The organism is Thalassospira sp. TSL5-1 (assembly GCF_001907695.1).
Classification (GTDB): domain Bacteria; phylum Pseudomonadota; class Alphaproteobacteria; order Rhodospirillales; family Thalassospiraceae; genus Thalassospira.
In genome coordinates this window covers 1-23,847 of sequence record NZ_KV880642.1, presented here as the reverse complement: position 1 = coordinate 23,847, position 23,847 = coordinate 1, and the positions used below count along the sequence as shown (strand labels likewise).

General features: G+C 53.7%; 21 protein-coding genes. 13 read left to right on the top strand and 8 right to left on the bottom strand.

Going from position 1 to position 23,847, the window contains the following annotated elements; all coding sequences use genetic code 11:
- Positions 1–242 precede the first annotated feature (242 nt).
- The 6 genes from LF95_RS20975 (at position 243) to LF95_RS20950 (ending at position 6,341) form a co-directional block, all read left to right on the top strand.
- A complete protein-coding gene (locus LF95_RS20975; protein ID WP_073957166.1) occupies positions 243–995 on the top strand; it encodes an IclR family transcriptional regulator in 753 nt (250 codons plus the stop codon).
- 91 nt (positions 996–1,086) lie between these two features.
- Positions 1,087–2,046: a Bug family tripartite tricarboxylate transporter substrate binding protein gene (locus LF95_RS20970; RefSeq protein ID WP_073957165.1), complete on the top strand. Its 960-nt coding sequence runs from the start codon at positions 1,087–1,089 to the stop codon at positions 2,044–2,046.
- Between the two features lie 27 nt (positions 2,047–2,073).
- Entirely contained in the window at positions 2,074–2,553 is a 480-nt protein-coding gene (locus LF95_RS20965) for a tripartite tricarboxylate transporter TctB family protein (RefSeq protein ID WP_073957164.1), read from the top strand.
- 36 nt (positions 2,554–2,589) lie between these two features.
- The gene (locus LF95_RS20960) at positions 2,590–4,095 is read left to right on the top strand and encodes a tripartite tricarboxylate transporter permease (protein ID WP_073957163.1); all 1,506 of its coding nucleotides are present in this window, start codon (positions 2,590–2,592) and stop codon (positions 4,093–4,095) included.
- A 108-nt stretch (positions 4,096–4,203) separates the two neighbouring features.
- Positions 4,204–5,451 (top strand): CaiB/BaiF CoA transferase family protein, encoded by a 1,248-nt coding sequence (locus LF95_RS20955; RefSeq protein WP_073957162.1) that lies wholly within the window; start codon positions 4,204–4,206, stop codon positions 5,449–5,451.
- On the top strand, positions 5,448–6,341 hold the full coding sequence (locus tag LF95_RS20950; RefSeq protein WP_073957161.1) for an HpcH/HpaI aldolase/citrate lyase family protein: 894 nt from the start codon (positions 5,448–5,450) through the stop codon (positions 6,339–6,341). Before LF95_RS20955 ends, LF95_RS20950 begins: the two co-directional genes overlap by 4 nt.
- A gap of 110 nt (positions 6,342–6,451) precedes the next feature.
- Here LF95_RS20950 and LF95_RS20945 read toward each other — a convergent pair whose 3' ends face one another.
- The 3 genes from LF95_RS20945 to LF95_RS20935 are packed head-to-tail and all read right to left on the bottom strand — an operon-like array spanning position 6,452 to position 10,072.
- Positions 6,452–7,954, bottom strand: coding sequence for a UxaA family hydrolase (locus LF95_RS20945; RefSeq protein WP_073957160.1), 1,503 nt, complete (start codon positions 7,952–7,954; stop codon positions 6,452–6,454).
- Complete coding sequence (locus LF95_RS20940) at positions 7,951–9,075, bottom strand: mannitol dehydrogenase family protein (RefSeq protein WP_073957159.1); 1,125 nt, start codon at positions 9,073–9,075, stop codon at positions 7,951–7,953. The genes LF95_RS20945 and LF95_RS20940 overlap by 4 nt, the downstream gene beginning before the upstream one ends.
- The gene (locus tag LF95_RS20935; RefSeq protein WP_073957158.1) at positions 9,065–10,072 is read right to left on the bottom strand and encodes a zinc-binding alcohol dehydrogenase family protein; all 1,008 of its coding nucleotides are present in this window, start codon (positions 10,070–10,072) and stop codon (positions 9,065–9,067) included. The genes LF95_RS20940 and LF95_RS20935 overlap by 11 nt, the downstream gene beginning before the upstream one ends.
- Before the next feature lie 199 nt (positions 10,073–10,271).
- Here LF95_RS20935 and LF95_RS20930 point away from each other — a divergent pair, with 199 nt between their 5' ends.
- The 4 genes from LF95_RS20930 (at position 10,272) to LF95_RS20915 (ending at position 14,391) form a co-directional block, all read left to right on the top strand.
- Positions 10,272–11,165, top strand: coding sequence for a GntR family transcriptional regulator (locus LF95_RS20930; protein WP_073957157.1), 894 nt, complete (start codon positions 10,272–10,274; stop codon positions 11,163–11,165).
- 405 nt (positions 11,166–11,570) lie between these two features.
- A complete protein-coding gene (locus LF95_RS20925) occupies positions 11,571–12,557 on the top strand; it encodes an ABC transporter permease (protein ID WP_252509852.1) in 987 nt (328 codons plus the stop codon).
- A gap of 43 nt (positions 12,558–12,600) precedes the next feature.
- Complete coding sequence (locus LF95_RS20920) at positions 12,601–13,542, top strand: ABC transporter substrate-binding protein (RefSeq protein ID WP_073957155.1); 942 nt, start codon at positions 12,601–12,603, stop codon at positions 13,540–13,542.
- 72 nt (positions 13,543–13,614) lie between these two features.
- The gene (locus tag LF95_RS20915) at positions 13,615–14,391 is read left to right on the top strand and encodes an ATP-binding cassette domain-containing protein (RefSeq protein WP_073957154.1); all 777 of its coding nucleotides are present in this window, start codon (positions 13,615–13,617) and stop codon (positions 14,389–14,391) included.
- 151 nt (positions 14,392–14,542) lie between these two features.
- Here the strand turns inward: LF95_RS20915 and LF95_RS20910 are convergent, their stop codons facing one another.
- The 5 genes from LF95_RS20910 to lsrA form a co-directional block, all read right to left on the bottom strand.
- Positions 14,543–15,790 carry a class II aldolase gene (locus tag LF95_RS20910; protein WP_073957153.1) on the bottom strand — a complete coding sequence of 416 codons (1,248 nt, stop codon included), beginning with the start codon at positions 15,788–15,790 and terminating at the stop codon, positions 14,543–14,545.
- Positions 15,791–15,888: 98 nt separating this feature from the next.
- Entirely contained in the window at positions 15,889–16,917 is a 1,029-nt protein-coding gene (gene lsrB, locus LF95_RS20905) for an autoinducer 2 ABC transporter substrate-binding protein LsrB (RefSeq protein ID WP_143182133.1), read from the bottom strand.
- A gap of 11 nt (positions 16,918–16,928) precedes the next feature.
- Positions 16,929–17,930 (bottom strand): ABC transporter permease subunit, encoded by a 1,002-nt coding sequence (locus LF95_RS20900; RefSeq protein WP_073957151.1) that lies wholly within the window; start codon positions 17,928–17,930, stop codon positions 16,929–16,931.
- Positions 17,927–18,994 carry an autoinducer 2 ABC transporter permease LsrC gene (gene lsrC, locus LF95_RS20895; RefSeq protein WP_073957150.1) on the bottom strand — a complete coding sequence of 356 codons (1,068 nt, stop codon included), beginning with the start codon at positions 18,992–18,994 and terminating at the stop codon, positions 17,927–17,929. The genes LF95_RS20900 and lsrC overlap by 4 nt, the downstream gene beginning before the upstream one ends.
- On the bottom strand, positions 18,987–20,501 hold the full coding sequence (gene lsrA, locus LF95_RS20890; protein ID WP_073957149.1) for an autoinducer 2 ABC transporter ATP-binding protein LsrA: 1,515 nt from the start codon (positions 20,499–20,501) through the stop codon (positions 18,987–18,989). Before lsrA ends, lsrC begins: the two co-directional genes overlap by 8 nt.
- A 232-nt stretch (positions 20,502–20,733) precedes the next feature.
- Here lsrA and LF95_RS20885 point away from each other — a divergent pair, with 232 nt between their 5' ends.
- Genes LF95_RS20885 through LF95_RS20875 form a run of 3 tightly spaced genes read left to right on the top strand, consistent with a single transcriptional unit; the run spans position 20,734 to position 23,599 of the window.
- Positions 20,734–21,678, top strand: a complete 945-nt coding sequence (locus LF95_RS20885; RefSeq protein WP_073957257.1) for a sugar-binding transcriptional regulator — start codon at positions 20,734–20,736, stop codon at positions 21,676–21,678.
- A 1-nt stretch (position 21,679) separates the two neighbouring features.
- Positions 21,680–23,245: an autoinducer-2 kinase gene (lsrK, locus tag LF95_RS20880; protein WP_073957148.1), complete on the top strand. Its 1,566-nt coding sequence runs from the start codon at positions 21,680–21,682 to the stop codon at positions 23,243–23,245.
- A gap of 54 nt (positions 23,246–23,299) precedes the next feature.
- Complete coding sequence (locus LF95_RS20875) at positions 23,300–23,599, top strand: antibiotic biosynthesis monooxygenase (RefSeq protein WP_073957147.1); 300 nt, start codon at positions 23,300–23,302, stop codon at positions 23,597–23,599.
- Positions 23,600–23,847: the final 248 nt, after the last annotated feature.

The following is a 23,847-nucleotide window of genomic DNA, read 5'->3' as shown; positions in this document are numbered from 1 at the left end:
TAAAGAGTCGAGAAGAAATTGGGGCAGGCGCAGGCGAAAATTACCGCAAATGCGAATAAATTTGTCAGCGGAGAATGTAAGTAACTGAAAAAAATAGATTTTAATCGACTGTCTGTTGTGTGCTGCAACATGTATTGCTTGGCAAACAGGTTTTTCTTGACAGCTTACATGGTTGGATCCTAGCGTTATTCATAATAATGAACAAGTTCAAAATACTGAACTATGAAAATACGGAGGAAACAATGACCGGTCGTGGGGCGGAACGTATCCTTGAAGTGATCGAATGGTTGGCTTGCCAATCTGCCGGTCGCACATTGACCGATCTTGTCTCTGATCTGGATTTGCCAAAAAGCAGTGCGCTCATGCTTTTGCGCACATTGGTGCGGCACGGCTATGTGATGCGCGATGATGCCGGCCTGTATCACATTCGCCGTTTGCCTGGTGAAGTCAGTGACGATAGGCGTGCATGGGGAACGGTTTTGCGTCTTGTCGAGAGCAGTTTGCGCGAAGCGGTTCGTATGACGGATGAAACCGGTTTCATTGGCGTGTTCAATGATGCGCAGCAGGTGCGATATCTTAACAAGATGCTGCCAGCGCGCGAAATACGCTATGACCGTGATATCTCTGTCGCGCGTATTGCTGCTCATGTTGCAACCGGTCAGGTGTTGTTGGCGGGGCTGTCGGATGCTGATCTGAAGGCCTATTGCGTCAGGCTTGCCTCAACTCATGATGATGTTGATGCCGATGTTCTGATGGCGCAGATCAACGCAGTGCGGATCAACGGTTATTCTCTGAATTTACAAGGACGGATCGAGGGGGCGGCGGGTATTGCAGCTCCCATTTTTGATCGCAATGGCCAAATGGTAGCCGCCCTGAACATTGCAGGTCCACGCGAAAGAATTGCGGCACGACAGGACGAAATCCTTTCGGTCGTTATCAAGGCAGCACAACAGGCTTCGGCTGCAGTGTCAGAAATACGTCGCGAAAGCCGTTAAGGCGGGTTTTGTGGCGAGAAGTCGACGCAATTTTATCCTTGAAAGAAAACAGGGACGAAATTGCTTATTAAAAATATGGGAGGAAAGAAAAATGTTTCTAGCAAAATTACTGAAAGGTGCTGTGGCCGGGGTTGTTGCCCTGTCATTTGCTTCATCTGTTCAGGCCGCAGATTTTCCGTCGCGCGGGATCGAATTTGTCGCGGGTTATGGCCCGGGGGGCGGGCATGACACCATGCTGCGCGCTATGGCGAAGGTTATTCAGGACAATGATTTGTCGGAAGTTCCGATCAACGTTGTTAACAAACCTGGTGGCAGTTCCGCTGTGGCTCTTGGGTATTTGAATTCGCACAAAGGGGATGGTCATTTTCTGATGTCTGCCACGTCGTCATTTCTGACGACGCCACTGACATCGAATATTAATCTTGATTATACCAATTTCACGCCGATTGCGCGTTTGGGCATAGACCCGGAATTGCTGGTCGTAAATGATAAAGGTGCCTACAAAACCCTGGAAGATATTGCAAAAGCCGACAAGGTTTTGAATGTAGGTGGCAGTGGCACGGGGTCGATTGAAAATATCGTCGTTATCAAGCTTGAAGAAGCGCTTGGCAAGAAACTGAATTATATTCCTTTTCAGGGTGATGGGGAAGTTACGGCAGCATTGCTGAGCAATCAGATTGATTTTGCCATTACCAATACTGGTCCGGTTGGGGATTTTATCAAAACCGGTCGTTTTCATGCTTTGGCGATTAGCACTGAAAAACGTGTCAGTCTTTTTCCGGATGTGCCGACATTTCTTGAACAGGGTTATGACATTAACCTGAGCCTGTTTCGCGGTGTAGTAGCAGCAGGCGACATTGGTGAAGAAGAAAAAGCCTATCTTCTGAAGATGGTCAAGGCGATGAGCGAAACCGAAGAATGGCAGACCAACTATATCGTGCCAAATTCGATTGTGCCTGATTTTCTGGGCCCGGATGAATTTGCAAAATATCTCGCAGGTATGAACGAAGTATACAGAACGTCTCTGACGAAACTCGGGATCATCAAGTAAGAAATTTCCGAAAAAACGGAGTTCTCCATGAAAATCTCGGAGATCATTCTTCTGGGCGGGCTGTCGGTATCTTCCGGCAGCCTCCTTTGGGGCAGTTTTGACATGCCCTATTCAACCGGCACCACATTTGGTCCTGGTTTTATTCCTCTTAATATTTCCATTGCCTTGCTGGTTTTGATTGCAGGACTTGTCATTCGCACGGTGGTGCGTTCAAAACGCGGTTTTGTAACATCGGAAGCCACAGGTGGTCATGGCGCGCATGGCGAGGGAAATGGCGGTGTTGAAACGTTAAGTGCGTTCATGCTTGTGGGGGCGATTGTTGCGATTGCGCTGTGCATTTATGCCATGTCGTTCGTTGGCATTCTGATCCCGCTTGGTGTTTTGCTTGTGATTTTGTCGTGGCGGTTTTCCGGTCACGGGTTGCTTAAATCGGTTGCGGTCAGCCTGATTGTGCTGGCGGTAATTTATCTGATCTTCTCGATCTGGCTTCGCATCCCGCTTCATTGATCGCCCGTCCCTTGAACTTCTGTTCTGGAAACAGTCATGCTTGATACTCTCGCCAGTCTCAGCGGCGGCTTTGAAACCGTGCTGACCTTTCACAATATTGCTCTGATTTTCCTTGCCGGGATTATCGGAACCGTTATCGGGGCATTGCCAGGACTGGGGCCATCCGCCGGTATCGCGCTGATGCTGCCTTTGACTTTTGGAATGCCCCATGCCTCGGGTCTGTGTCTTTTGACCGGTGTTTATATGGGCACCATGTATGGCGGGCGTATTACATCGATCCTGATCAATACGCCCGGCGATGCCCCTGCGATTATTACGGCCCTTGAAGGCTATCCGATGATGCGCCAGGGTAAGGGCGGACTTGCCCTTGGTATTTCGGCAATTAGTTCGTTTGTCGGGGGCTTCTTTGGTTTGGCCGTTCTGGTTTTCTTTGCGCCGGTTGTTGCCGAATATGCGATTTTTCTTGGTCCGCCGGAATATTTTATGCTGATGCTGGTGGGTCTGAGTACGATTGTGCTGCTCGCCGGTGCGGATGTTTTCAAGGCCTTGATCGTCACCTGTTTCGGGTTTCTGGTCAGTACTTTTGGCAGTGATTACATTTCCGGCCATATCCGGTTTGCGTTTGTGCCCGAGCTGATCGAAGGCATTGATTTTGTTGCCATCATCATTGGCCTTTATGGCCTGGGCGAGGTTTTTTATAACCTTGAGCGTAAAATCGTCCTTAATCTGGGTAAGCCGAACTTCCGTTTTTCCGACTACATTCCCGGCCGGAAAGAGATGAAAGAAGCCTCGGCACCCTCTCTTCGCGGGTCGATTTTGGGGACTTTCATTGGCATCCTGCCGGGTGCCGGTGCGACAATTGCAACCTTTCTGGCCTATGCGCTGGAACGTAAATTGTCGAAAACCCCCGAAAATTTTGGCAAGGGGGCCATTGCGGGCCTTGCCAGCCCCGAGGCATCGAACAATGCCGCCGTTCCGGGCTCGCTTATTCCGCTTATTACGCTGGGTATTCCCGGGTCAGGCGGAACGGCGATTATGCTTGGCGCGTTGATCATGTTTGGTTTGCAGCCTGGTCCGCTTTTGATGATTCAGTCGGGCGATGTCGTTTGGGCGATGATTGCCGGTCTGATTTTGGCAAATTTCTTTTTGCTGGCATCAAATGTGTTGTTGATCCCGTTATTTGTGAACCTGTTGCGTCTGGTGCAAAAACATCTGCCGAGCATTGTGGTCGGCTTGTGCATTGTCGGGGCGTTTTCGTTGAATTACGGCACGTTCAATATCTGGATCGCGCTGATTTTCGGTGTCGTCGGTTATTTGATGCGTAAAAACGACTATCCGACCGGCCCGTTCATTCTTGCGGTGGTGCTGGCCCCGCTGGCAGAGAACTATTTCCGCCAGTCAATCATGATCGCCCAGGGGTCGTGGAGCATCTTTATCGACCGTCCGGTTTCGTTGGCGCTGGTTGTGTTCATGGTTCTGGTGGTTTGCGCCAGCATCATCAGCAAGCAGTTTTTGCGTCGCCGCGAGGTCGGGACTGACTAGCCCGGACCAAACAATAAAGATCCGCGACCAGCATTTTGTCTGGTCGCGGCCTGATCTGACCTGATCGAGTTTTAAGAATATATTTTAGAATTAAAGGACTGAATTGGCATGGACGCACCAACATCACATTGGCGTAAAGCAGCCTTCACGCCTGAACAAAGCGGTGCTTTGAAAGGGCTTGTGGTTGTTGATCTTTCGCGCCTTGTTGCGGGCAATATGACATCGCTGCAACTGGCTGATTTTGGTGCCGATGTTATCAAGGTTGAACCGGTTTCATCGGGTGATCCGTTACGCGCCTGGCAAAGTGAAGGTGTGTCGTCGTTCTGGAAGGTTTACGGGCGGAATAAACGCAGCATCGCCCTGGATTTTCGAAAGGACGGCGCGATTGACATTTTGCGCGGCCTGATCGCCCATGCCGATGTGCTGATTGAAAATTTTCGCCCCGGCACGATGGAAAAAATGGGCCTGGCCCCCGATCAATTGCGCAAGGATCATCCCGGTCTGGTAATTTTGCGGGTATCCGGCTTTGGCCAGACCGGACCTTACAGCCCGCGCCCGGGTTTTGGCACTATTGTCGAAGGCATGTCGGGCTTTGCGCACCGTAATGGCGAGGCCGATGGCGGCCCGTTATTGCCCCCCCTGGCCCTGGCCGACATGATCGCCGGTTTATATGGCGCGTTTTCGGTGATGACGGCGTTACGGGTGCGCGATGATACCGGGCAGGGGCAGGTGATTGATCTGTCGCTGCTGGAGCCGATCATTTCTACCCTTGGCCCCGAAGCCCTGGACTTTGCCCTGACGGGCAAGGCCAAGCCACGGGTTGGCAATGGGTCAAATACATCAAGCCCGCGCAATGTTTATCAAACGGCAGACGGGTTATATGTTGCCCTTTCAGGGTCGATGCAGCGGATGGCGGAACGCCTGTTTCGTCTTATGGGCCGGGACGACATGAACAGCGATCCGCGCTACGCCACCAATGCGGCGCGTGTTGCCCATCGGCCAGAGGTTGATAAAATTGTTGGTGACTGGATTGGCCAATATACCCGCGATGAAGTGATGGAAATATTTGAGGCCGCCGAAATCACGGCATCTCCGCTTTATAATATCGTTGATATTCATCAGGATCGCCATTTCATAGAACGTGGTGTTTATGTTGATGTGCCTGACGATGACCTTGGTGAAATCGCCATGCACAGCCCGGTGCCGCGCCTGTCTGATACCCCGGGGACCATCCGTTTTGCGGCCCCCCGGCTGGGCGAACATAGTGAACAGATCCTGCGCGATATTGGATATGATGATGACCGGGTCAAAGCCGCCTTTGACAGTGGTCTGGTTAGTCGGAGTAAGGATAAATGACGGTTTTGCAGGATCAATCCCCTTGTTCGTGGCGATCATTGCTGTATGTACCCGCCAATAATCCGCGATTTGTTGGCAAGGCCCAGCAGCGCGGCGCCGATGGCGTTGTCCTGGATCTTGAAGACAGCGTTCCGGACGCTGATAAGGAAAATGCACGTAACCTTTGTGCAGAGGCCATTGCCAATATGGTTGATGGTGCAAGTGATGTGTTGGTGCGGATTAATGCCAGCCTGCGACAGGCCATTCCCGATCTGGAAAAAATCGTTCAGCCGGGTTTAAAGGCCATTTTGCTGCCCAAGGCCGACAGGCCTGACAAAGTGGCTTTGCTCGCCGAAACCCTTGATGAACTGGAAGTCGAGCGCGGCATTGCGCCAGGAAGCATCAAGTTCATTCCGATGATCGAGGCCCCTGCGGGTTTTTTTGCCGCCAGTGATATTGCCACGGCGTCGTCGCGGGCTGTTGGTTTGTTGCTGGGCAGCGAAGATTTTGCAACAGAAGCCGGGATGGAACCAGACCCTGAAACCCTGTTATTGCCGCGCCAGCAATTGGTATTTGCCGCCCGAAAGGCCGGGCTTGTGCCTTACGGTTTGCTCGACAGTGCGGCAGATTATTCCAACGTTGAAAAAACCCTGGAAATTGCCCGTCGCGCGGCCCGGTTTGGCTTTGAAGGGTCCACCTGTGTGCATCCGGCACTGGTGCCGGTTTTGAACCAGGCGTTTTCCCCCAGCGTTGAGCAAATTGCCCATGCCCGCGAGGTGATGGTAACCCTTGAGGCCGCAGCGGCACAAGGTAAGGGGGCGGCGGTTTTGAAAGGCCGCATGATTGATGCCCCCATGCGCAAACGCGCCGAAAGGCTGTTGGCCCGCGCCCGGCGTTTTGGGCTGGTTTAAATCAGCAATGATGAAGGCCTGAAGGCCGGACAAGGCAAAACCGGGAAACAGCCTTTATTGCTTCCCGGTTTTCGCAAGGCGTTTGGTTCATCTGTTTATAAGATAAACCGTTAAAGAACCGCGCCGATCTTCCAGGGCACGAATTCGTTGTCGCCATAGCCAAAATCTTCGCTTTTGGTTTTGGCGCCCGAAGCTGTATCAAGAAGGGTGTTGTAAATTTGCAAACCCAGTTCTTCGTGGGTTTGTTCGCCGGTAATCACGGTGCCGCAATCAATATCCATGTCTTCGGGCATCCGGGCAAAAAGGGTGCTGCTGGAGGCCAGCTTGAGCGACGGTGCCGGTTTTGCCCCAAAGCACGAGCCGCGACCGGTGGTAAAGGCAATGATATTGGCACCACTGGCGACCTGACCGGTGGCGGAAACCGGGTCATAACCGGGGCTGTCCATATAAACCAGGCCGTTTTTACGCACCGGGTAAGCATAACCAATGGCATCGGCCACCGGCGCACGGCCCGATTTGGCAACAGCACCCAGCGATTTTTCCAGAATGGTGGTCAGCCCGCCGCGCTTGTTGCCCGGAGAGGGATTGTTATCTAGTTCGGCATCGTTCTTTTCGGCGTAATCTTTCCACCAGTCGATCATCCCGGCAATACGGGCCCCGGTTTCGGCATCCGACCGGGCGATCAGCAAATGTTCGGCGCCAAAAATTTCCGGTGTTTCGGAAAGCAGGCTGGTGCCACCTGCCGCCACCAGAAGGTCGCTGGCAACGCCCAGCGCCGGATTGGCCGACAGCCCCGAAAAACCGTCCGATCCGCCACATTGCATCCCTAAAACCAGTTCGGAGGCCGGGCAGGTTTCGCGCTGGTCTTTGGAGACAACAGCGGCAATACCATCCAGCATCTCGACCGCCTTGCGCACGGCCGATGCCGACCCGGCAGCAGACTGGATATTAAAGCTGGCATAGCGCGCGGCGGTGTCGGGGTCTTCCTTTTCACCATAAGCACTAAGCTGGTTGACCTCGCATCCCAGCCCGACCAGCAACACACCGCCGAAATTGGGATGATCACGGTAGCCCGCAAGGGTGCGCACCAGAATGTCATAGCCTTCACCGCGATTGACCATGCCACAGCCCTGGTCATGCACAATCGGGGCAAAGCCATCAATGCCGGGATATTTGTGTAACAAGGTGCGGGTGGCCGCATCGGCAATGGCGCGGCATACCGTGGCCGAACAATTCACGGTGGAGATAATGCCGATATAGTTTCGTGTGCCAACCCGGCCATTTTTACGACGATAGCCCATAAAGGTATCGCGTTCCGGGCGCGGCAGGACAGGGGCTTCGGCCTTGTTTGCACCCAGGCGGGCTTCGCCCATTGCCAGGTTGTGGCTGTGCACCAGTGTGCCAATGGCAATGTCGGCGGTGGCGACGCCGATCACCTGTCCGTATTTCACAATCTGTTCGCCTTTGGTGATGTCGCGCGCGGCAAATTTGTGGCCAGCGCCAATATCCTCGGCAACATCAATTCCGGGCGACGACTGATCCCCGGTTTTTAAAGGCATAAGTGCAATAAGCACGTTGTCGGTGTCATTGAGGCGAAGGGCGTTAATCTTCATGGTGCGGGAACCTTGTTGATCATGGCGGTAAGCGCGGGTTTTTGTGTGGTATCGCCGTGGCTTTGGGCCCAATCGACAAAACCACGGATACGGCGCTCTATTTTTTGACGATGATTTTGGGCAATGTCTGCCAGTTTATGATCCAGAAACGGATTGCGGAAACGATCCAGCGTTGTTGCAAGATAGGCCTGTGCACGTTCTTCCATGCCTGCAGCGGCAAAACCGGGCATCACCTCGGTTTCATACATGTTTTGCAGGGCGCTAAGGGTTTCGTCATCTTCCAGAAACGCCTTGACCGATACTGTCGGATTGCTGTCCTGTTGCTGCCAGCGTTCGGCAAGCCATGTATGCCCGAGATTAAGAATAAACAGTTTCAGGGCTTCGATCTCGCCAAGGCTATCGACCAGTTCGATGGCAGAATGTTCGCATGGCAGAACAAGCCCGGGCTGATTTTCAACCGCCCACAGGGCATAGGGCTCACAAATTGCCCCGGCGGGGTCGATTGGTTCGGAAACAATCCGGTCCACCAGCGAGTTTACCCAGAGGATGCGGTTTTGCAACCAGTCCTGAAAGTCGCTGTCATCCTTTTCGGCCAGTGCCAACACGCAGGCCCGCAGGACCGCACCATTGTCGGGGATCAGCTCCATTGGCATGATCGTTAACGGGCGACCATGCGCCAGGAACCGTTCTTTTAACAACAGGCGTAATTTTGCCGGGAAGGACATGCGCTGGTCAAAGTTGTTTTGTTTATCGACCGCTTGCGGGGCGTAGCCGGCATCGGCGGTGTTTGATACCAGATATTCGACTTCATTGACAAAAATCGAAACGATTTTGGGCCAGTCTGTTGCGGTTGAGAGGGTGCGCGTGATCGAACATACCCGTTGTTCACGGTCTATAGTTGCGCCAGCATCCAGGCCCCGTATTTTAACCCGATAGCCATCCTCTGCCGCCAGGGCTGCCAGGCGGCCACTGCGGGTGCTGGCCCCGCTGGATTGTACAACCGTGATTGGGCCGATGGCCTTGCCGTTGGTCAATGCCTCGTCCACGAACAGGTCAAAATGGGCCTGAAGAAACCGGCTGGTGCCAAACTGCAAAATCGGGGTGGGGCTTTTAGCGGACATGAAGAACCGCCTTCACGATTTCTTCGCGGTCATGCAGCCAGCTTGTCAGCTGTTCCACACCGTTATCGAACGATCCTTCGTGAGTGTTTAGCAGATCAACCGGCACGTCACCGGCGCGCATATGGCTCATGACCTTGTCAAAATCGGCGCGAAGGGCGTTGCGACTGCCCATCAGGGTGGTTTCACGTTTGTGGAATTCCGGGTCATCAATGCGCAATTCGCCTTTGACCACGCCGACAAAGACCAGCGTGCCGCCATGTGCCAGGTCATTAATCGCGACATTCATGGCATTGATGTTGCCGGTGGCATCAAACACGGTTTCAAAGCCATCTTCGGGCAGGTCGGCATTGGCATCATTGACCAAAACCCCCTTGGAGCCTGTGACGATGGCGCAGGCACGGTCAAGGCGCTGCTGGCTGGTATCACGCAGGGTGATTTCGGCCCCGGTAAGGCTGGCAAACAGGGCCGTGCCAATGCCAATGGGGCCAGCGCCAACAATTAACGCCTTGGTGCCGGGCTGGATGTGCGACCGGCTGACCGCATGGGCACCAATAGCGAGAAATTCCACCATGGCCGCATCGCGGGCGGAAAGGCCCGTTGCTGGGTAAAGGTTGCCTTCGGGTACGCTGATTTGATCGCACATGCCGCCATCACCATGCACGCCCAGCACCGAAATCGACATGCAGCAATTGGGTTTGCCAATACGGCAGGCATGGCAGGTGCCACAGGTCACATAGGGGTTGACGACCACAAGGTCGCCTTCGGCAATTTCGCCGTTTGACGAGGGATCAAGTGCTATGCCCGATAATTCGTGCCCCATGACCCGGGGATATTGCAAAAATGGATGAAGGCCTTCCATAATGTGATAATCCGTGCCGCAAATGCCAATCGCGCGAATCGCAACACGGATATGCCCCGCCTTTTTCGTTGGAAACGGGGCAGACCCGTTGCTTAGCGTGCCCGGTTTCTCGCATAGGATGGTTTTCATCAGGGTCATGGCTGCTTCTCTGTTATCTGTGTTCTGGCTCTGGATGGACCAAATTGTATTTTATACATAAAAAACAAGTTCGATTTGCCGTCAATCGTTTTTTATGAATAAAATACCAATGCCTACGGTTTCTTCGATGACAAAGCAATTGCGTTTCGTGGCAACAGTGGGCATTTTCAGGTGAACGTGCGGGGAGACGGGAAAGAACGTGGCGAAAACCAATCGGACATACAAGGAAACCTATAACGCCTGCCTGGATTATATTGTCGCGCTTGGTGAAGGGGCGTGCCTGCCGCCGGAAAAGGAAATGGCGGGAAAATGGTCGATCAGCCGCAGCACGGTACGCGCTGTTCTGGACCATCTTTCCGAAGAAAAAATCATTCACTGGAAAGGCCGGGATAAAACGGTTTTGCGGCTGCCGGTCAAGGCGGATTATTTTCAGGCCAGCGAGACGCGACCGACCGCCGATCTGATCGAACCGGCCTTTATGCAATATATTGTTGGCGGCGATCTGGCACCGGGAACGGTTTTGCGCGAAAGCGAGCTTGCCAAAAATTTTGGCGTCAGCGCGTCATCGGTGCGGGAATATCTGATCCGGTTTTCCCGCTTTGGCCTGATCGAGAAAAAGCCCAATCGTTACTGGGTGTTGAACGGTTTCACCCGTGATTTTGCGATGGAACTGTTTGATGTGCGCGAAATGTTCGAGCTGCGTGCCTTTGACACCTTTGTCCAGCTTCCCGCAGATCATGCCAACTGGCAAAAACTGACAGCTCTTGGTAATGAACATCGTTATTTGCAGGAAGATATGGACGGGCGCTACATGCAGTTCCCCCGTCTTGATGACCGATTCCATCGGCTGATCATTTCCGCCTTCCACAATCGTTTTGCCGATGACTTTTACGATCTGGTGGCGCTGATTTTTCATTATCATTACCGCTGGAACAAAACCGGCGAAAAAGGCCGCAATGCTGATGCGGTTGAGGAGCATCTGCGCGTGATTGATGCCCTGATTTCCGGGGACTTTGACGTTGGGCGCATTCGTTTTCGTGAACATTTGCAAACTGCCCGGCGGACATTGCTGGCGTCTGTTTCCTGGGATTAATCAGGCCTTCTGACGGTGGCGCTATGCGCACCGGGATGCCCACTTTGGCCTTTTGTACAGAAAAATGTTTTTAATCCATGCAAAACATTTGACAAGCGTTAGGCCTGCGCTAAAAATGTATTTTAACGATAAAAAACAATCAGAATAGGGTAGGCGTCCTCGTTATCGGCCAGATTAAGGTACTGTTGGCGGGCTGTTTCTCGGTCATTGCCAGAATGCAAATCTGCCGCGTCTTTCCGTTTTGATTGGTGCATTACAGGCTCTGCTTTTGCGAATGCGTTAAGCGCGCAGGCGGGCCGCATGATCGATATTTACAACCGGGAGACATACGTCGTGACGCCAGAACGAACCACGGAGCAAACGCCGCCTCCGAGAAACCCGTCATCATTCTTCTTCTGGATGAACATGTCGGGAGACGAGCGCAAAGATCTGATCCAGAAATTTGCCGCCCTGTTCAGCCTGGTGGTTCTGATTGTTGCATTTTCCCTGACCAGCGATGCGTTTTTCTCGCTGGGTAACGCCATGACGGTGTCGTTGCAGACAACATCGATTGCGTTTCTCGGGATCGGGGTGACAGTTGTTATTCTGACCGGCGGGATTGATTTGAGTGTTGGCTCGGTGCTGGCGCTTTCCGGGACGGTGGCAGGCTTGCTGGTCAAGGCCGGATGGCCTGTTTATGCCGGGATGGGCGTTGGTGTGCTGGTTGGCACATTGTGCGGTATCATCAACGGGTTGGTGGTGACGCGGCTGAAACTGGCCCCCTTTATCGCCACCCTGGGCATGATGATGATCGCCCGTGGTGTTGCCCTGCAGCTTACCGGGGCCGCGCCGGTTTCGCAGTTGGGCGAGGCCTTTGGCGAACTTGGTAACGGGTCGTTTTTCCGTATGCTGGAAAAAGGGGCCAATGGCCTGCCGCATATGATTTTCCCCGGCATTCCTTACCCGGTGGTGTTGATGGTCCTGATGGCGATTGTGGTGGCGTTTATTTTGCGCCGCCTGTCAATCGGGCGTCATGTTTATGCCGTTGGGTCGAACGAGGAAGCCTCGCGCCTTGCTGGTGTCAATGTCAATGGCACCAAAATGTTTGCCTATGCCACATCGGGTTTTCTCGCCGGTATTACCGGGATCATCCTGATGTCCCGTCTGGTTACGGCCCAGCCGAATGAAGGTGTCATGTATGAACTCGATGCCATTGCTGCTGCGGTGATTGGCGGCACGTCGCTGATGGGCGGTGTGGGCACGATTTCGGGCACCATGATTGGCGCATTCGTGATTGGCATCTTGCGCAATGGCCTGAACATGAATGGTGTTTCGTCATTCATCCAGCAAATCATCATCGGTTGCGTGATCATCGGGACCGTTTATGTCGATCATCTGCGCAATCGCCGGTGATTTTATCCAAGCCTAATAATAATCAGTTCAGTGGAGGAAAAAGATGAAAAAGTTACTATTGGGGGCTGCCTTTGCCCTGGTGGGAATGACCAGCATTGCCGCCGCCCAAAGCAATGAAATTGCCGTCATTGTGAAAACCACAAGTTCCAATTACTGGCAGAACGTTCATAAAGGCGCACAAAGTGCGATTGATAAACTGGACGGCTATAAAATGTCGTTCCAGGGCCCGGCAACGGAATCGGCTGTCGCCGATGAAGTCAACATGGTGCAGAACGCGATTAACCGCAAAGTTGCCGGTATCGTGCTGGCCCCGTCCGACCCGGACGCGTTGGTGCCGTCAGTAAAAAAGGCATATGAAAACGGTATTCCGGTTGTCATCGTTGATTCAGCCCTGTCTGATGCGGGCAAGGAATATTATCAGGCTTTCCTCTCTACCGATAATCGCAAGGCAGGCGAGCTGTGTGCCAAGCAGATGATCGATAAAGTCGGGACAACCGGCAAAATTGCCATCATGTCCTATGTGGCCGGTGTTGGGTCGGAAATTGGCCGTGTGGGCGGCTTTACCGACTATATCAAAGCCAATTCCAAACTTGAAATTGTTGGCCCGTTCTATTCGGAATCGCAAATGGCCAAGGCCCTGAACCAGACGACCGACGTATTGGCTGCCAACCCGGACCTTAAGGGCATTTTTGGGGCCAATGAACCGACCGCCATTGGCATGGGTCGCGCCATCGTTCAGGCTGGCAAAAAGGGCCAGCTTGTCGCCATTGGTTTTGACGGCAACGAAGACCTGCAGGGCTTTGTGCGTGATGGCACGCTGGATGCCATTGCCGTTCAGGGTTCCTACCAGATGGGTGAAAAAGGCATTGAAACCATTGCCAAGCTGCTGAAGGGCGAAAAAGTCGACAACTTCATCAATACTGGTGTTGTTCTTGTCACCAAGGACAATCTCGACACCCCCGAAGCTCAGAACGTTCTGTACTAATTAAGCTATCAGGCGATGTTGTGCCGGGCTGGTGCAACATCGCCGCGCTTGAAATATCCAGGAGAAATTCGGATGAATGCCCTTTCCCCCGTTGTTGAAATGAACAACATCGTCAAGCGGTTTGGCGGTATCCACGCGGTTGAGGATGTGTCGCTAAACCTGTATCCGGGCGAAGTCGTCGGGGTTTTGGGGCATAATGGTGCCGGTAAATCCTGCCTGATGAAGATTTTATCCGGTGCAATGGCCTATGATTCCGGGGAAATCAAAATTCAGGGCAGTGCGGTTGAAATGTCCAGCCCGATTGATGCCCGCCATTGCGGGATTGAAACCATTTACCAGACATTGGCCTTGGCCGATCATTTGAATGCGCCGGCTAATCTGTTTTTGGGGCGGGAGCTTAAAACCCGGTTCGGGATGCTTGATGACCGCAGAATGGAAGAAGAAACCCGCAAGGCTTTACGCAGCCTTAACCCCAATTTCCGCAATATTACCGAGGCGGTGATGAATATGTCTGGCGGTCAGCGCCAGGTGATTGCGATTGCCCGGGCGATTTATTTCAATGCCCGCATTGTCATTATGGATGAACCGACCGCCGCCCTTGGCCCGTCGGAAACGGCGATGGTGGCAGAGCTGATTGAAAAATTGCGCGAAAAAGGCATCGGCATTTTCCTGATCAGCCATGACATGGATGATGTTTGTGAATTGTGCGACCGCATTGTGGTGATGAAAAACGGGCGCAAGGTTGGCGAACATCAGGTTGAAGATGTCAATAAGGACGATATTCTAAGCCTGATCATCAAAGGCGAACTGCCCGACAATTGGGCCCCGCGCAGCCGTATGCCAGCATAAAGGCCTGAAATCACGCCGCAATAGTTCAATGTGCCACGGATGATTTCCGTGGCATTTTCTTTTTAGGGTGGTGTGGGATTGTCATAAAAAAATGCCACCCGGCTGGCGGTTTATGCCGGGTGGCGCACAGAGCATGACTGCATCTGTAAGGTTATTTCTTTTGCAGCTTGGCCTGTTCAAGTGACCAATATTCCATATCAAACAGATCCGCCTCGTTGATCGGCTGGAAACGGCCAATTTTTTCGGCCGCATTAATGATCCGGGCGGTTTGTTCGCCCAAATCACCGGCAATGGCTGCCGCTTTCGCATCCTTGCCCAGGCCGACAAGACCCACATTTCGGATCAGAACAATGCGGGGCCACGGGTCCAGTTGCACTTTTGGTTCGCTGGCATTGGGCGCATTGCGATTGAAATAGGCACTGTATTTTCGCTGATAATCTTCAATTGCGGCAGAAATGGTGCTTTCATTCGCATTTTCATCAATGATCATCGGAAACGGTTTGATCCGGATAACATGGTCTGGTGTCGCCGTCCCGCGCATGGCAATGTCTTCCAGTGCCGGATTGGTCAGATAGGTGCGAATAGACGGTGTGGTGCGGAAATCCATCGCAATAGCATTGGCAAATGGTGATTCGCCTTTTTGCAGGGCGGATTGCAGCTTGTCACGCAGGGTTTCGTTCAGGCTGCCGTCCGATTTTTCCGGCCCGGGCAGGCTAATGCCTTTGGCTTCAATGTAATTTTCGGCCTCAGTGACAAAACCGATCATGCGGTCATAAGATTCTTTGGCCGTTGCGCCAAAGGTGAAAAGACCATGATTTTTCAGCCAAAGCCCCTGGCAATCCGGGAACTGGTCAAACAGATCCGCCCCGGCGATCGACAGGTCGTAACCCGGCATCACATAGGGCAGGAATGCCAGGCGGTCGCCGTAAATTTCGCGCATGATCTCTTCGGAATTATCCTGGTCTGCCAGTACCAGAACGGCCGTTGAATGGGTATGATCGACAAATGTGTCGGGCAGGTAAGCATGCAACAGCGCCTCAACCGACGGGTTCGGGGCATCGGCCTCCAGCAGGTTTTTGCGCAAAAGCGCGACCATTTCCGGGTCGCTCAGGCGGCCCTGATGACGGGCATCGTGTAGCGGCTGAAGATATACCGCCGGAAGCCCCGGTGCCTCGATGGTTTCAAGGTCCCAGCCGCTACCTTTGACATGGATGATACGGGTACCGTCATCCTGGGTGATTTTGACCGACGTATTTCCCCCGCCATGCAAAACAAGATCGGGCACCTGGCCGATAATGCGCGATGTATAAACCCGCAACCCCAAATCGGCAGGCTGGCCGTTGGCAATGGCCTGGTCAATATAGCTTTGGGCGTCCTGATCGTTCCATAAATTTTGCATCGGGCATATCCGTTAGGCTGAAATTTGAAAGATGAAATTCAATAACAAATAAAAGGCACGACACCGAGGGAGAGCGGTGCCGTGCCGTATTGCCGAAATCAGAAGTCGAAATCGTCGATATTGTCTTTGGTAAACACGGTCCGTTTGGGCAGAAGGATAATGCCGTTGCCTTTGGCCTCATAGTCATAGCCCTGAACACTGTTGGGCGAAACCTCAACCGTGCCAACACCGGGAATGTCAAGTTTGTCGCCAACATTCATCGGGCCGTTTTTCAGGACATGATCGGCAACGTAAACCGAGATTTTGCCTTGCTCGGTTACATCCCACAGGCCAAACCGTTCCACCGTGCCGCGTTTGACATAGGGGCGCATGACATTGGGGGTGCTAAAGCCAACGATGGTGACTTTGCCTGCGCGGTCCAGGTTTTCGGCGGCCTGTGCCGATGCGGGCAGGGCATTTGCATCCGGGGCAATAATGGCATCCAGGTCCGGATAGGCTTTCAGAATGCTTTCGGCGGTTTGCAGGGATTTCTGCGCATCGTTATAGCCATACTGGGTGGTGACAATTTCCCAGCCCGGATGTTCCTTGGCAATTTTGGCCTTGGCAGCATTCGCCCAGGCGTTCTGGTCGGTCACGGTCGGGCTGGAATAGAAAAAGGCGACCTTGGCCTTTTCTTTTTTGATGCCGTCATTTGCCATATCGACCAGCAGGCCGCCCAACTGTTCCGGGGTCCCCTGGTTAACATAATAGCTGCGGCATTCCGGCTTCACGTCGCTGTCCCAGGTCATGACCAGCACATCGCGCTGCATGGCGCGTTTTAGCGCCGGGCACAAACCATCGGGCGAAACCGACGACAGGATGATGGCATTATAGCCCTGATTGACAAAGTTGTTCACAAACTGCACCTGACCGGAAACACTCGGTTCCGTCGGGCCGTCATAGGTGACCTTGTCGTTCAGTTCCTTACCGGCTGCCAGCGCACCATTGCCGCCGCTGGTGAAAAAGCCCACGCCAACAAGTTTCGGAATAAAGGCAATCTGGCTTTCGGCCAGGGCAGGCGATGCGGCAGCAAGCAAGGACCCTGTAACCGCAGCAGCGATAGTCCATTTAAAGTGACGTCCAAACATGTCGTTCCTCCTCATGATGCTGCGCGTTTCCGGTTCGTCGCCATTATTCGCGCAGCGACAAAGCTGGTCAGCAAGGCGCTTCCGTGGCGCAATGCGACCGCAACCACCAGCAACGCACCAGAGAGCGCGCTGGAAATCTGACTGGGGACACCGCTCATTTGCAGGCCCTGTTGCAGGTAACCAATAACAAGCGTTGCCAGAAATGTGCCGATGATAGACCCTTGCCCGCCATAAATGGAGGCCCCACCCAAAACTGCTGCCGTAATGGCAGGTAACAGGGTTGCGGTACCAAGGTCGACACGGGCTGATCCGAAATAGGCCGATAAAACCAGCCCGGCGACGCCGGCAAAAATGCCGGTCATCATATAGGTGATGGTTTGAATGGTGCGAATGGGTAGCCCGCTGTAACGGGCGGCATGTTCGCTTAGACCGCACAGGAAAACCGACCGGCCAAAGCGCGAGAAATGTAAAATGACAAACAGAATAATCGCCTCGGCCAGCAAAACCAGGAACGGTGCGGGTAATCCTGTAACATCGATATAGGCAAAGCCGGTAAAGCTGTCGGGGAAATTGCCAATACCTTCATAACCCCCCGCACCAACAACACCCGAAAGCACGGTTGCCGCCCCGCTAAACAGATAAAGGCTGCCCAGTGTCACCACCAGTGGCTGGATGCGCGACAGATGAATGATCCCGGCATTGAACAGCCCGGCCAGCGCACCTGCCCCAAGGGCGGCAGCGATACACAACGCTAGCGGCAGGCCAAAGAAATTGGCGATGCCGAAAATGATGGCGCATAAACCAATGGTGGAGGCAAAGGAGACGTCAATCCCGCCTGCAATAATCACAATCGTCAGCGGCAGGGCGATAATGCCGATCTGGGCAAAGTCACTGGTGCTGTAAAGCAGGTTGGACAGGTTTAAAAAATTCGGATTGAGGGCGCCGAAAATGGCAAATTCGGCAACCAGCATCCCAAACAGCGCCATTTCCCAGCGCAGAAAGAAACGTTTCATTGTGCGTGCTCCTGCGGGCCGGGTGTCGATGGGGTGGGCGAGGGTGTTTTGGCAGTATTGGCAGTGTTGGTTGCGCCTTGCGCGGTATTGGGGGCGTGCACGGCATAACGTTTGGCGCGAATGGCTTTTTCAACCGCAATGCGGACCCGGCCATCAAGCAACAACACCAGCAACAGAACCGCACCTGCGATAAAGTCGTTCCAGAAGGCTGGAATTTTTAAAAAGACGAGGGCACTGTCGATTGAGGTCATGAAAATCACGCCAACAAACACACCAGGTACCGTCCCGCTGCCACCCAGAAGGCTGACCCCGCCCAAAACATTGGCCGCAATCGCCTTAAGCTCCACGCCATTGCCAGCCTGATTGGGAATGAACCCGATTTGGGCGGCAAAAATGATTCCGGCCAGCGCGGCGAGCGTACCAGCGGCAACAAAGGCGCTGATTTGAACCAGATGAACGCGAATGCCAAGATGGCGGGCGGCCTGGCGGTTGTCCCCGACAGCATAAAAATAGCGACCAAAGCGCGTATGGCGGGTGATGACCCACACCACAGCTAGGGCCAGCAGCACTGCTACGGTTAAAACCGAAATGCCGAGGCTGCCATTTTCGGCCAGAAATTTAAGGGATTGTGGTAATTCCTCGATCCATTTGCCGCCCGTCAGGATCAGCATGATGCCGCGAAACAGGCCCAGCGTGCCCAAGGTTGCAATAATCGATGGCACATTGAACAAGGTAACAAGAATACCGTTAAACAGGCCGGCCAGCGCCCCGCACAACAGGCAGATGATAATGGCGGGGGCGAGGCCCATACCGTCATTAAGCAAAAGGCCCAAAATAACGGCACTTAAACCCAGGACAGACCCGCTCGATACATCAATATTGCGGGTCAAAATCACCAGCATGGTCCCCAGGGCGACCGTCATCAGCACCAGGCTGTTGGACATAATGACCGATGCCGTGGACAGCGACAGATAGCCAGGGGCCGCCATCCCGATCAGGACAAAGGCCAGAACGGTCACGCCAAACAGGGTGGCAACACGGTTGCGGGCAAAGAAATCAAGCATGGCTGGCCGCTCCGGAGTCAAAGGCTAAATGGGCGATGGCATCAACATTGATGGCCTGGCTTGCCAGTTCACCGCATTGATGGCCGTGCGCCATCACGATCACGCGGTCTGCCAGTTGTTCAATTTCATCGAAATCCGACGAAATCAGCACCACGCCCAGGCCTTTTTCCGCCAATTGATGGATCAGGCGATAAATGTCGTTGCGGGCGGCCACGTCAACGCCGCGTGTCGGCTCATCCAAAATCAAAAGCTGCGGGTTGGCGGCAAGGCATTTGGCCAGCAGGACCTTTTGCTGGTTCCCACCAGAAAGACGCCCGGCAGCCTGCCCCGGCCCTTCGCATTTGATGCCAAGGGCATCGCGAAATTCGGAAAATTCACCGGTTTCGCGTTTGCCTTTGGGGAAAAATCCCATGCGGTGCATGGTGTAGCCCGACATATTCCATGCCAGTGATGCCTCAAGGAACAGGCCGTTTTGCTGGCGATCCTCGGGCAGGTACACCAGCCCGGCATCCACACATTTGCGCGGCGAACGATCAACAAGGTCTTGGCCCTGAAGTTTTACCGTTCCACTGCTCGACGGACGCAAGCCAAACAGGGTCTCGGCCAGTTCGGACCGCCCGGCACCCACAACGCCCGCCAGGCCGACAATCTCGCCTGCGCGAACATCAAACGTAATATCGCGAAAACCTTCGCCGCAGAAACCCGCAACTTCCAGCACATTGCTGGCAAGGTTGAAATCGGTGTTGCGCTGGCGTATCGGGTCGTGGACGGATGCGGTTTCGCCGCCGCCTGATTTGGTCATGGCTTCGACGATCTGGTGGTCGTCATAGTCATCCAGCGTGCCATAAAGAACAATGGCGCCATCACGCAACACGCTGATGACGTCACAAATTTCGCGAATTTCGCGTAATTTGTGCGAAATAAAGAAAATTCCCACCCCCTGCGCCTGAAGCTGGCGGACGCGGTCAAACAGGGCATTGGCTTCATGCGGGGTCAGGGCCGATGTTGGCTCATCCAGAATCAGAACCCGTGCCTTGCGCACAAGACCGCGCAGAATTTCAACAATCTGCCGGTCCGCAATTTCAAGGGTGGCTGCCTGGGCATCCAGGTCCAGACGGACCGAAAGGTCATCGACCAGCTTTTCAATATCGCTGCGCAGGTTTTTTGCCGATGATCGGAGGCCAAGGCAGATATTTTCCAGCACCGACTGGTTGGGAAGGATTTGTGCTTCCTGCGGCACCAGATAAAGCCCCAATGCCTGGGCTGCTGCCGGAGACGGATTACTCAGCACCTGACCATTGATCTCGATACTGCCCGATTCCGGGGTCACCAACCCGGCGATGGATTTCATTAATGTGGATTTGCCTGCGCCATTACCACCGAGCAGGGCATGGACCTGACCGGGCAGAAGGGTGATGTCCACACCTTTGAGAACTGCCGTTCCGCCATATGATTTCCATATGTCGTTTACGCGAACGGCTGCTACGTCTTGGTTGTTCCGTTCCATCCCTGGAGCCTGTTCATTTGTTTTTCTGGTAAACATGTGATCACAACAAGGCAGGGGCGTCAATATGAATTATTGCCCATTTTTATTGTGCAATGCGTCATTTTTGTCTGATTAGTATGGGTTTCATTAGATTTTCGAGTTTTTGCGAAATTTGCAATTCGGGGCAGTTGACGTGATCATTTGTTTATTGGATAATCATCTGAACAAATAACACGAATTTGGGATGGCGTTCATGGTGTCAGATAATACGGACCGGAGCTACGCGGACGCGGAGGAGGAAACGCTTACCCGTATTGCGTGGTACTATTATAATGATGGTTTGACCCAGGGCGAAATCGGCGACAAGCTGGGGCTTTCGCGGATCAAGGTTTCGCGCCTGCTGGAAAGTGGCCGTCGAACCGGTATTATTCAGGTGCGCATCAATTCCCGCCATCAGGGTTGCCTTGAATATGAACAGCGTCTTCAGGATCACTGGGGCCTGCGTGAAGTCCGCGTTATTCCCCATCTGGAAGGCGGGGATCTTAGCGAACGCCTCGGTCAGGCGGCAGCACAATTTCTCATGCAGCGGTTGCGTCCCGATGATTTGCTTGCAGTGGGCTGGGGGGCAACGGTCAGTCACACCATCCAGCGCCTCGGGCACATGGCCAATGAACGCAATGTCTCGCTTGTCAGTTTAACCGGTGGTGTTGCCACCTATGTTGATGGCATGCGCACAGCAAACTGGGGCAGCAGTGTGCATCTTGTGCCTGCGCCTCTGCTTGTCTCTGATCAGAGTGTGGCCTCTGCTCTGATGGCGGAACCCGCGATTTCGGCTGTCCTGGAAATGGCGCTGAATGCGGCTTATCAGCTGGTTGGTATTGGCGAGCTGAATGTCGACTCCACCGTGGTGCGCAGTGGCTATATCACCCCGGTCGAGGTCGAACCCTTGCGCCGCAAAGGGGCGGTTGGTGATATCCTTTGTCAGTTTTTTGATGATAACGGCCAGGCACTTGATCTGCCGCTGCATCATCGTGTGGTGGGCGCGCGTCTTGCTGCCCTGTCAAATTCTGAAAATGTCATTGCGGCTGCCGGCGGGCTAAGCAAGGTGCGGGCTATTCAGTCCGCATTGACGGGCAAATATGTCGATATCCTGATTACCGATGAAAAAACCGCCGAAAAGTTGCTGGAGGAAAACTGACATGACAAAAGGTGATTATCTTCTGGCAATTGATGCCGGAACCGGCAGTGGCCGTGCGGTGGTGTTTGACCGCGATGGCAATCAGCTGGGCGCTATGCAGCGCGAATGGTGGCATAAAACCGACCCGCGCTATCCCGGTTCGATGGATTTTGATGTTGAAGGCAACTGGGCACTTATATGTAGCTGCATTCAGGGCGCCTTGGAAGCTGCCGGTATTTCGGGTTCACATATTGCCGCCGTCAGCGCGACGAGTATGCGCGAAGCCTTTGTCGCCTTTGATCGCGAGGGTCGCGAAATCTGGGCTTGCGCCAATGTCGATGGCCGTGCGGTTGATCAGGTGCGCCAGCTTAAAACCGATTTCCCCGGCGTCGAGCAGGATCTGTACAACCAAACCGGTCAAACCTTTGCCCTGGGGGCCTTGCCGCGCCTGTTATGGCTGCGCCAGCAAATGCCCGATATTTACGACCGCATCGACAAAATCTGTATGTTGTCGGACTGGGTTGTGGCCCGCCTTTCCGGGGTGATTGCGTCTGATCCCTCCAATGCGGGGACCACGGGCATTTTTGGTTTGCGCGAACGCGACTGGCTGCCATCGGCCATGTCTCGTTTGGGCTTGCGTGACGATATTTTCCCGCCAGCCTGCGAAACCGGTACGGCTGTGGGCACGGTTACGGCAAAGGCCAGTGCCGAAACCGGCCTTTCAACCGATGTAACGGTTGTGGTCGGCGGCGGGGACTGCCAGATGGGCACCGTCGGGCTGGGTGTTACTGCGATTGGCGATTGCGCCGTTATGGGGGGCACCTTCTGGCAGCAAATTGTCAATGTCGAGTCCAGTTTGATCGACCCGGAAATGAATGTGCGCATTAATCCGCATGTTATCACCGGGCTTAACCAGGCTGAGGCGATCAGTTTCTTTGTCGGCGCGGTTATGCGCTGGTTCCGCGATACGTTCGGCCAGGAAGAACTCGCCGCTGTCGATGATCCCGGTCAGGCTTACACCCTGCTCGAACAGAAATCGGCCAATGTGCCGCTGGGCTCTTATGGTGTGATCCCGATTTTTTCCGATGTCATGCGCTATGGGGCCTGGTATCACGCGGCACCGTCTTTCCTTAATCTCAGCCTCGATCCCGAGAAATCCGGCAAGGCCGTTTTGTTTCGGGCCTTGCAGGAAAATGCCTGCGTGGTTGCGGCACGCAATCTCAAATCGATCTTCGATCTTGCCGGGACGGTGCCCAACCATATTGTTTTTGCGGCCGGGGCGGCCAAAAGTCCGCATTGGGCCCAAATGCTGGCCGATGTGACCGGGCTGGTGGTGAAAACGCCGAAGGTTAAGGAAGCAACCGCCTTGGGGTGTGCCAGTGCGGCTGCCGTGGGGGCCGGGTTTTACAAGGACCTTGCGGGTCTTGGTCGTGAATGGGTGAACTGGGACCGTACCTTTGAGCCCGATCTTGCCTTAAAGCCTTCATACGACGCCCTTGGTGATCGCTGGGCCGCAGCCTATGCCGCGCAACTGGCCCTTGTTGATCAGGGTGTCACCACCTCAATGTGGAAGGCGCCGGGGCTTTAAGCGCTCATTCTTCTTATTGTCTTGAAATCAATCTTCATAACCACAGGAAACACTATGCTCGTACAAATGGTTCATATTGATGTTAAAGAAGGCCATGTCGATGAATTCATCGAAGCCTTCCGGATCAATTACGAAGGCTCGCGCAAGGAAGAGGGCAATCTGCGCTTTGATGTTCTGCGCGATCCCGAAAATCCGCATAAATTCACCATCTATGAAGTCTTCCGCGATGATGCGGCCCTAGATGTGCATCGCAACACCCCGCATTACAAGGAATGTGTCCGCCGGATTGACCCGATCATCACCGGCCCGCGCACCAAAACTTATTATAATGCCGAGATGGCCGATTACCTCTAATCTGCCGGTCCTTGCCATATATATGTCAAAAGGTCCTTGCCGTTCTGCGCGGCAGGGCCTTTTTCGCTTTTGACGTGTCTGTCTGTGGCTGTCCGTCCTCCATCTTACTGCCCGTTTCTTCCGGGGTCTTTTTTTATACGGCGTGTGGGGGAGGTGTTCTCAAAATCCAGGATAACGCGCGATGAAAAATGGCGGAATTTGGCCGTTTTTATAAAAAATCACATTTTCTTCAAAAAAGGTGTTTACAG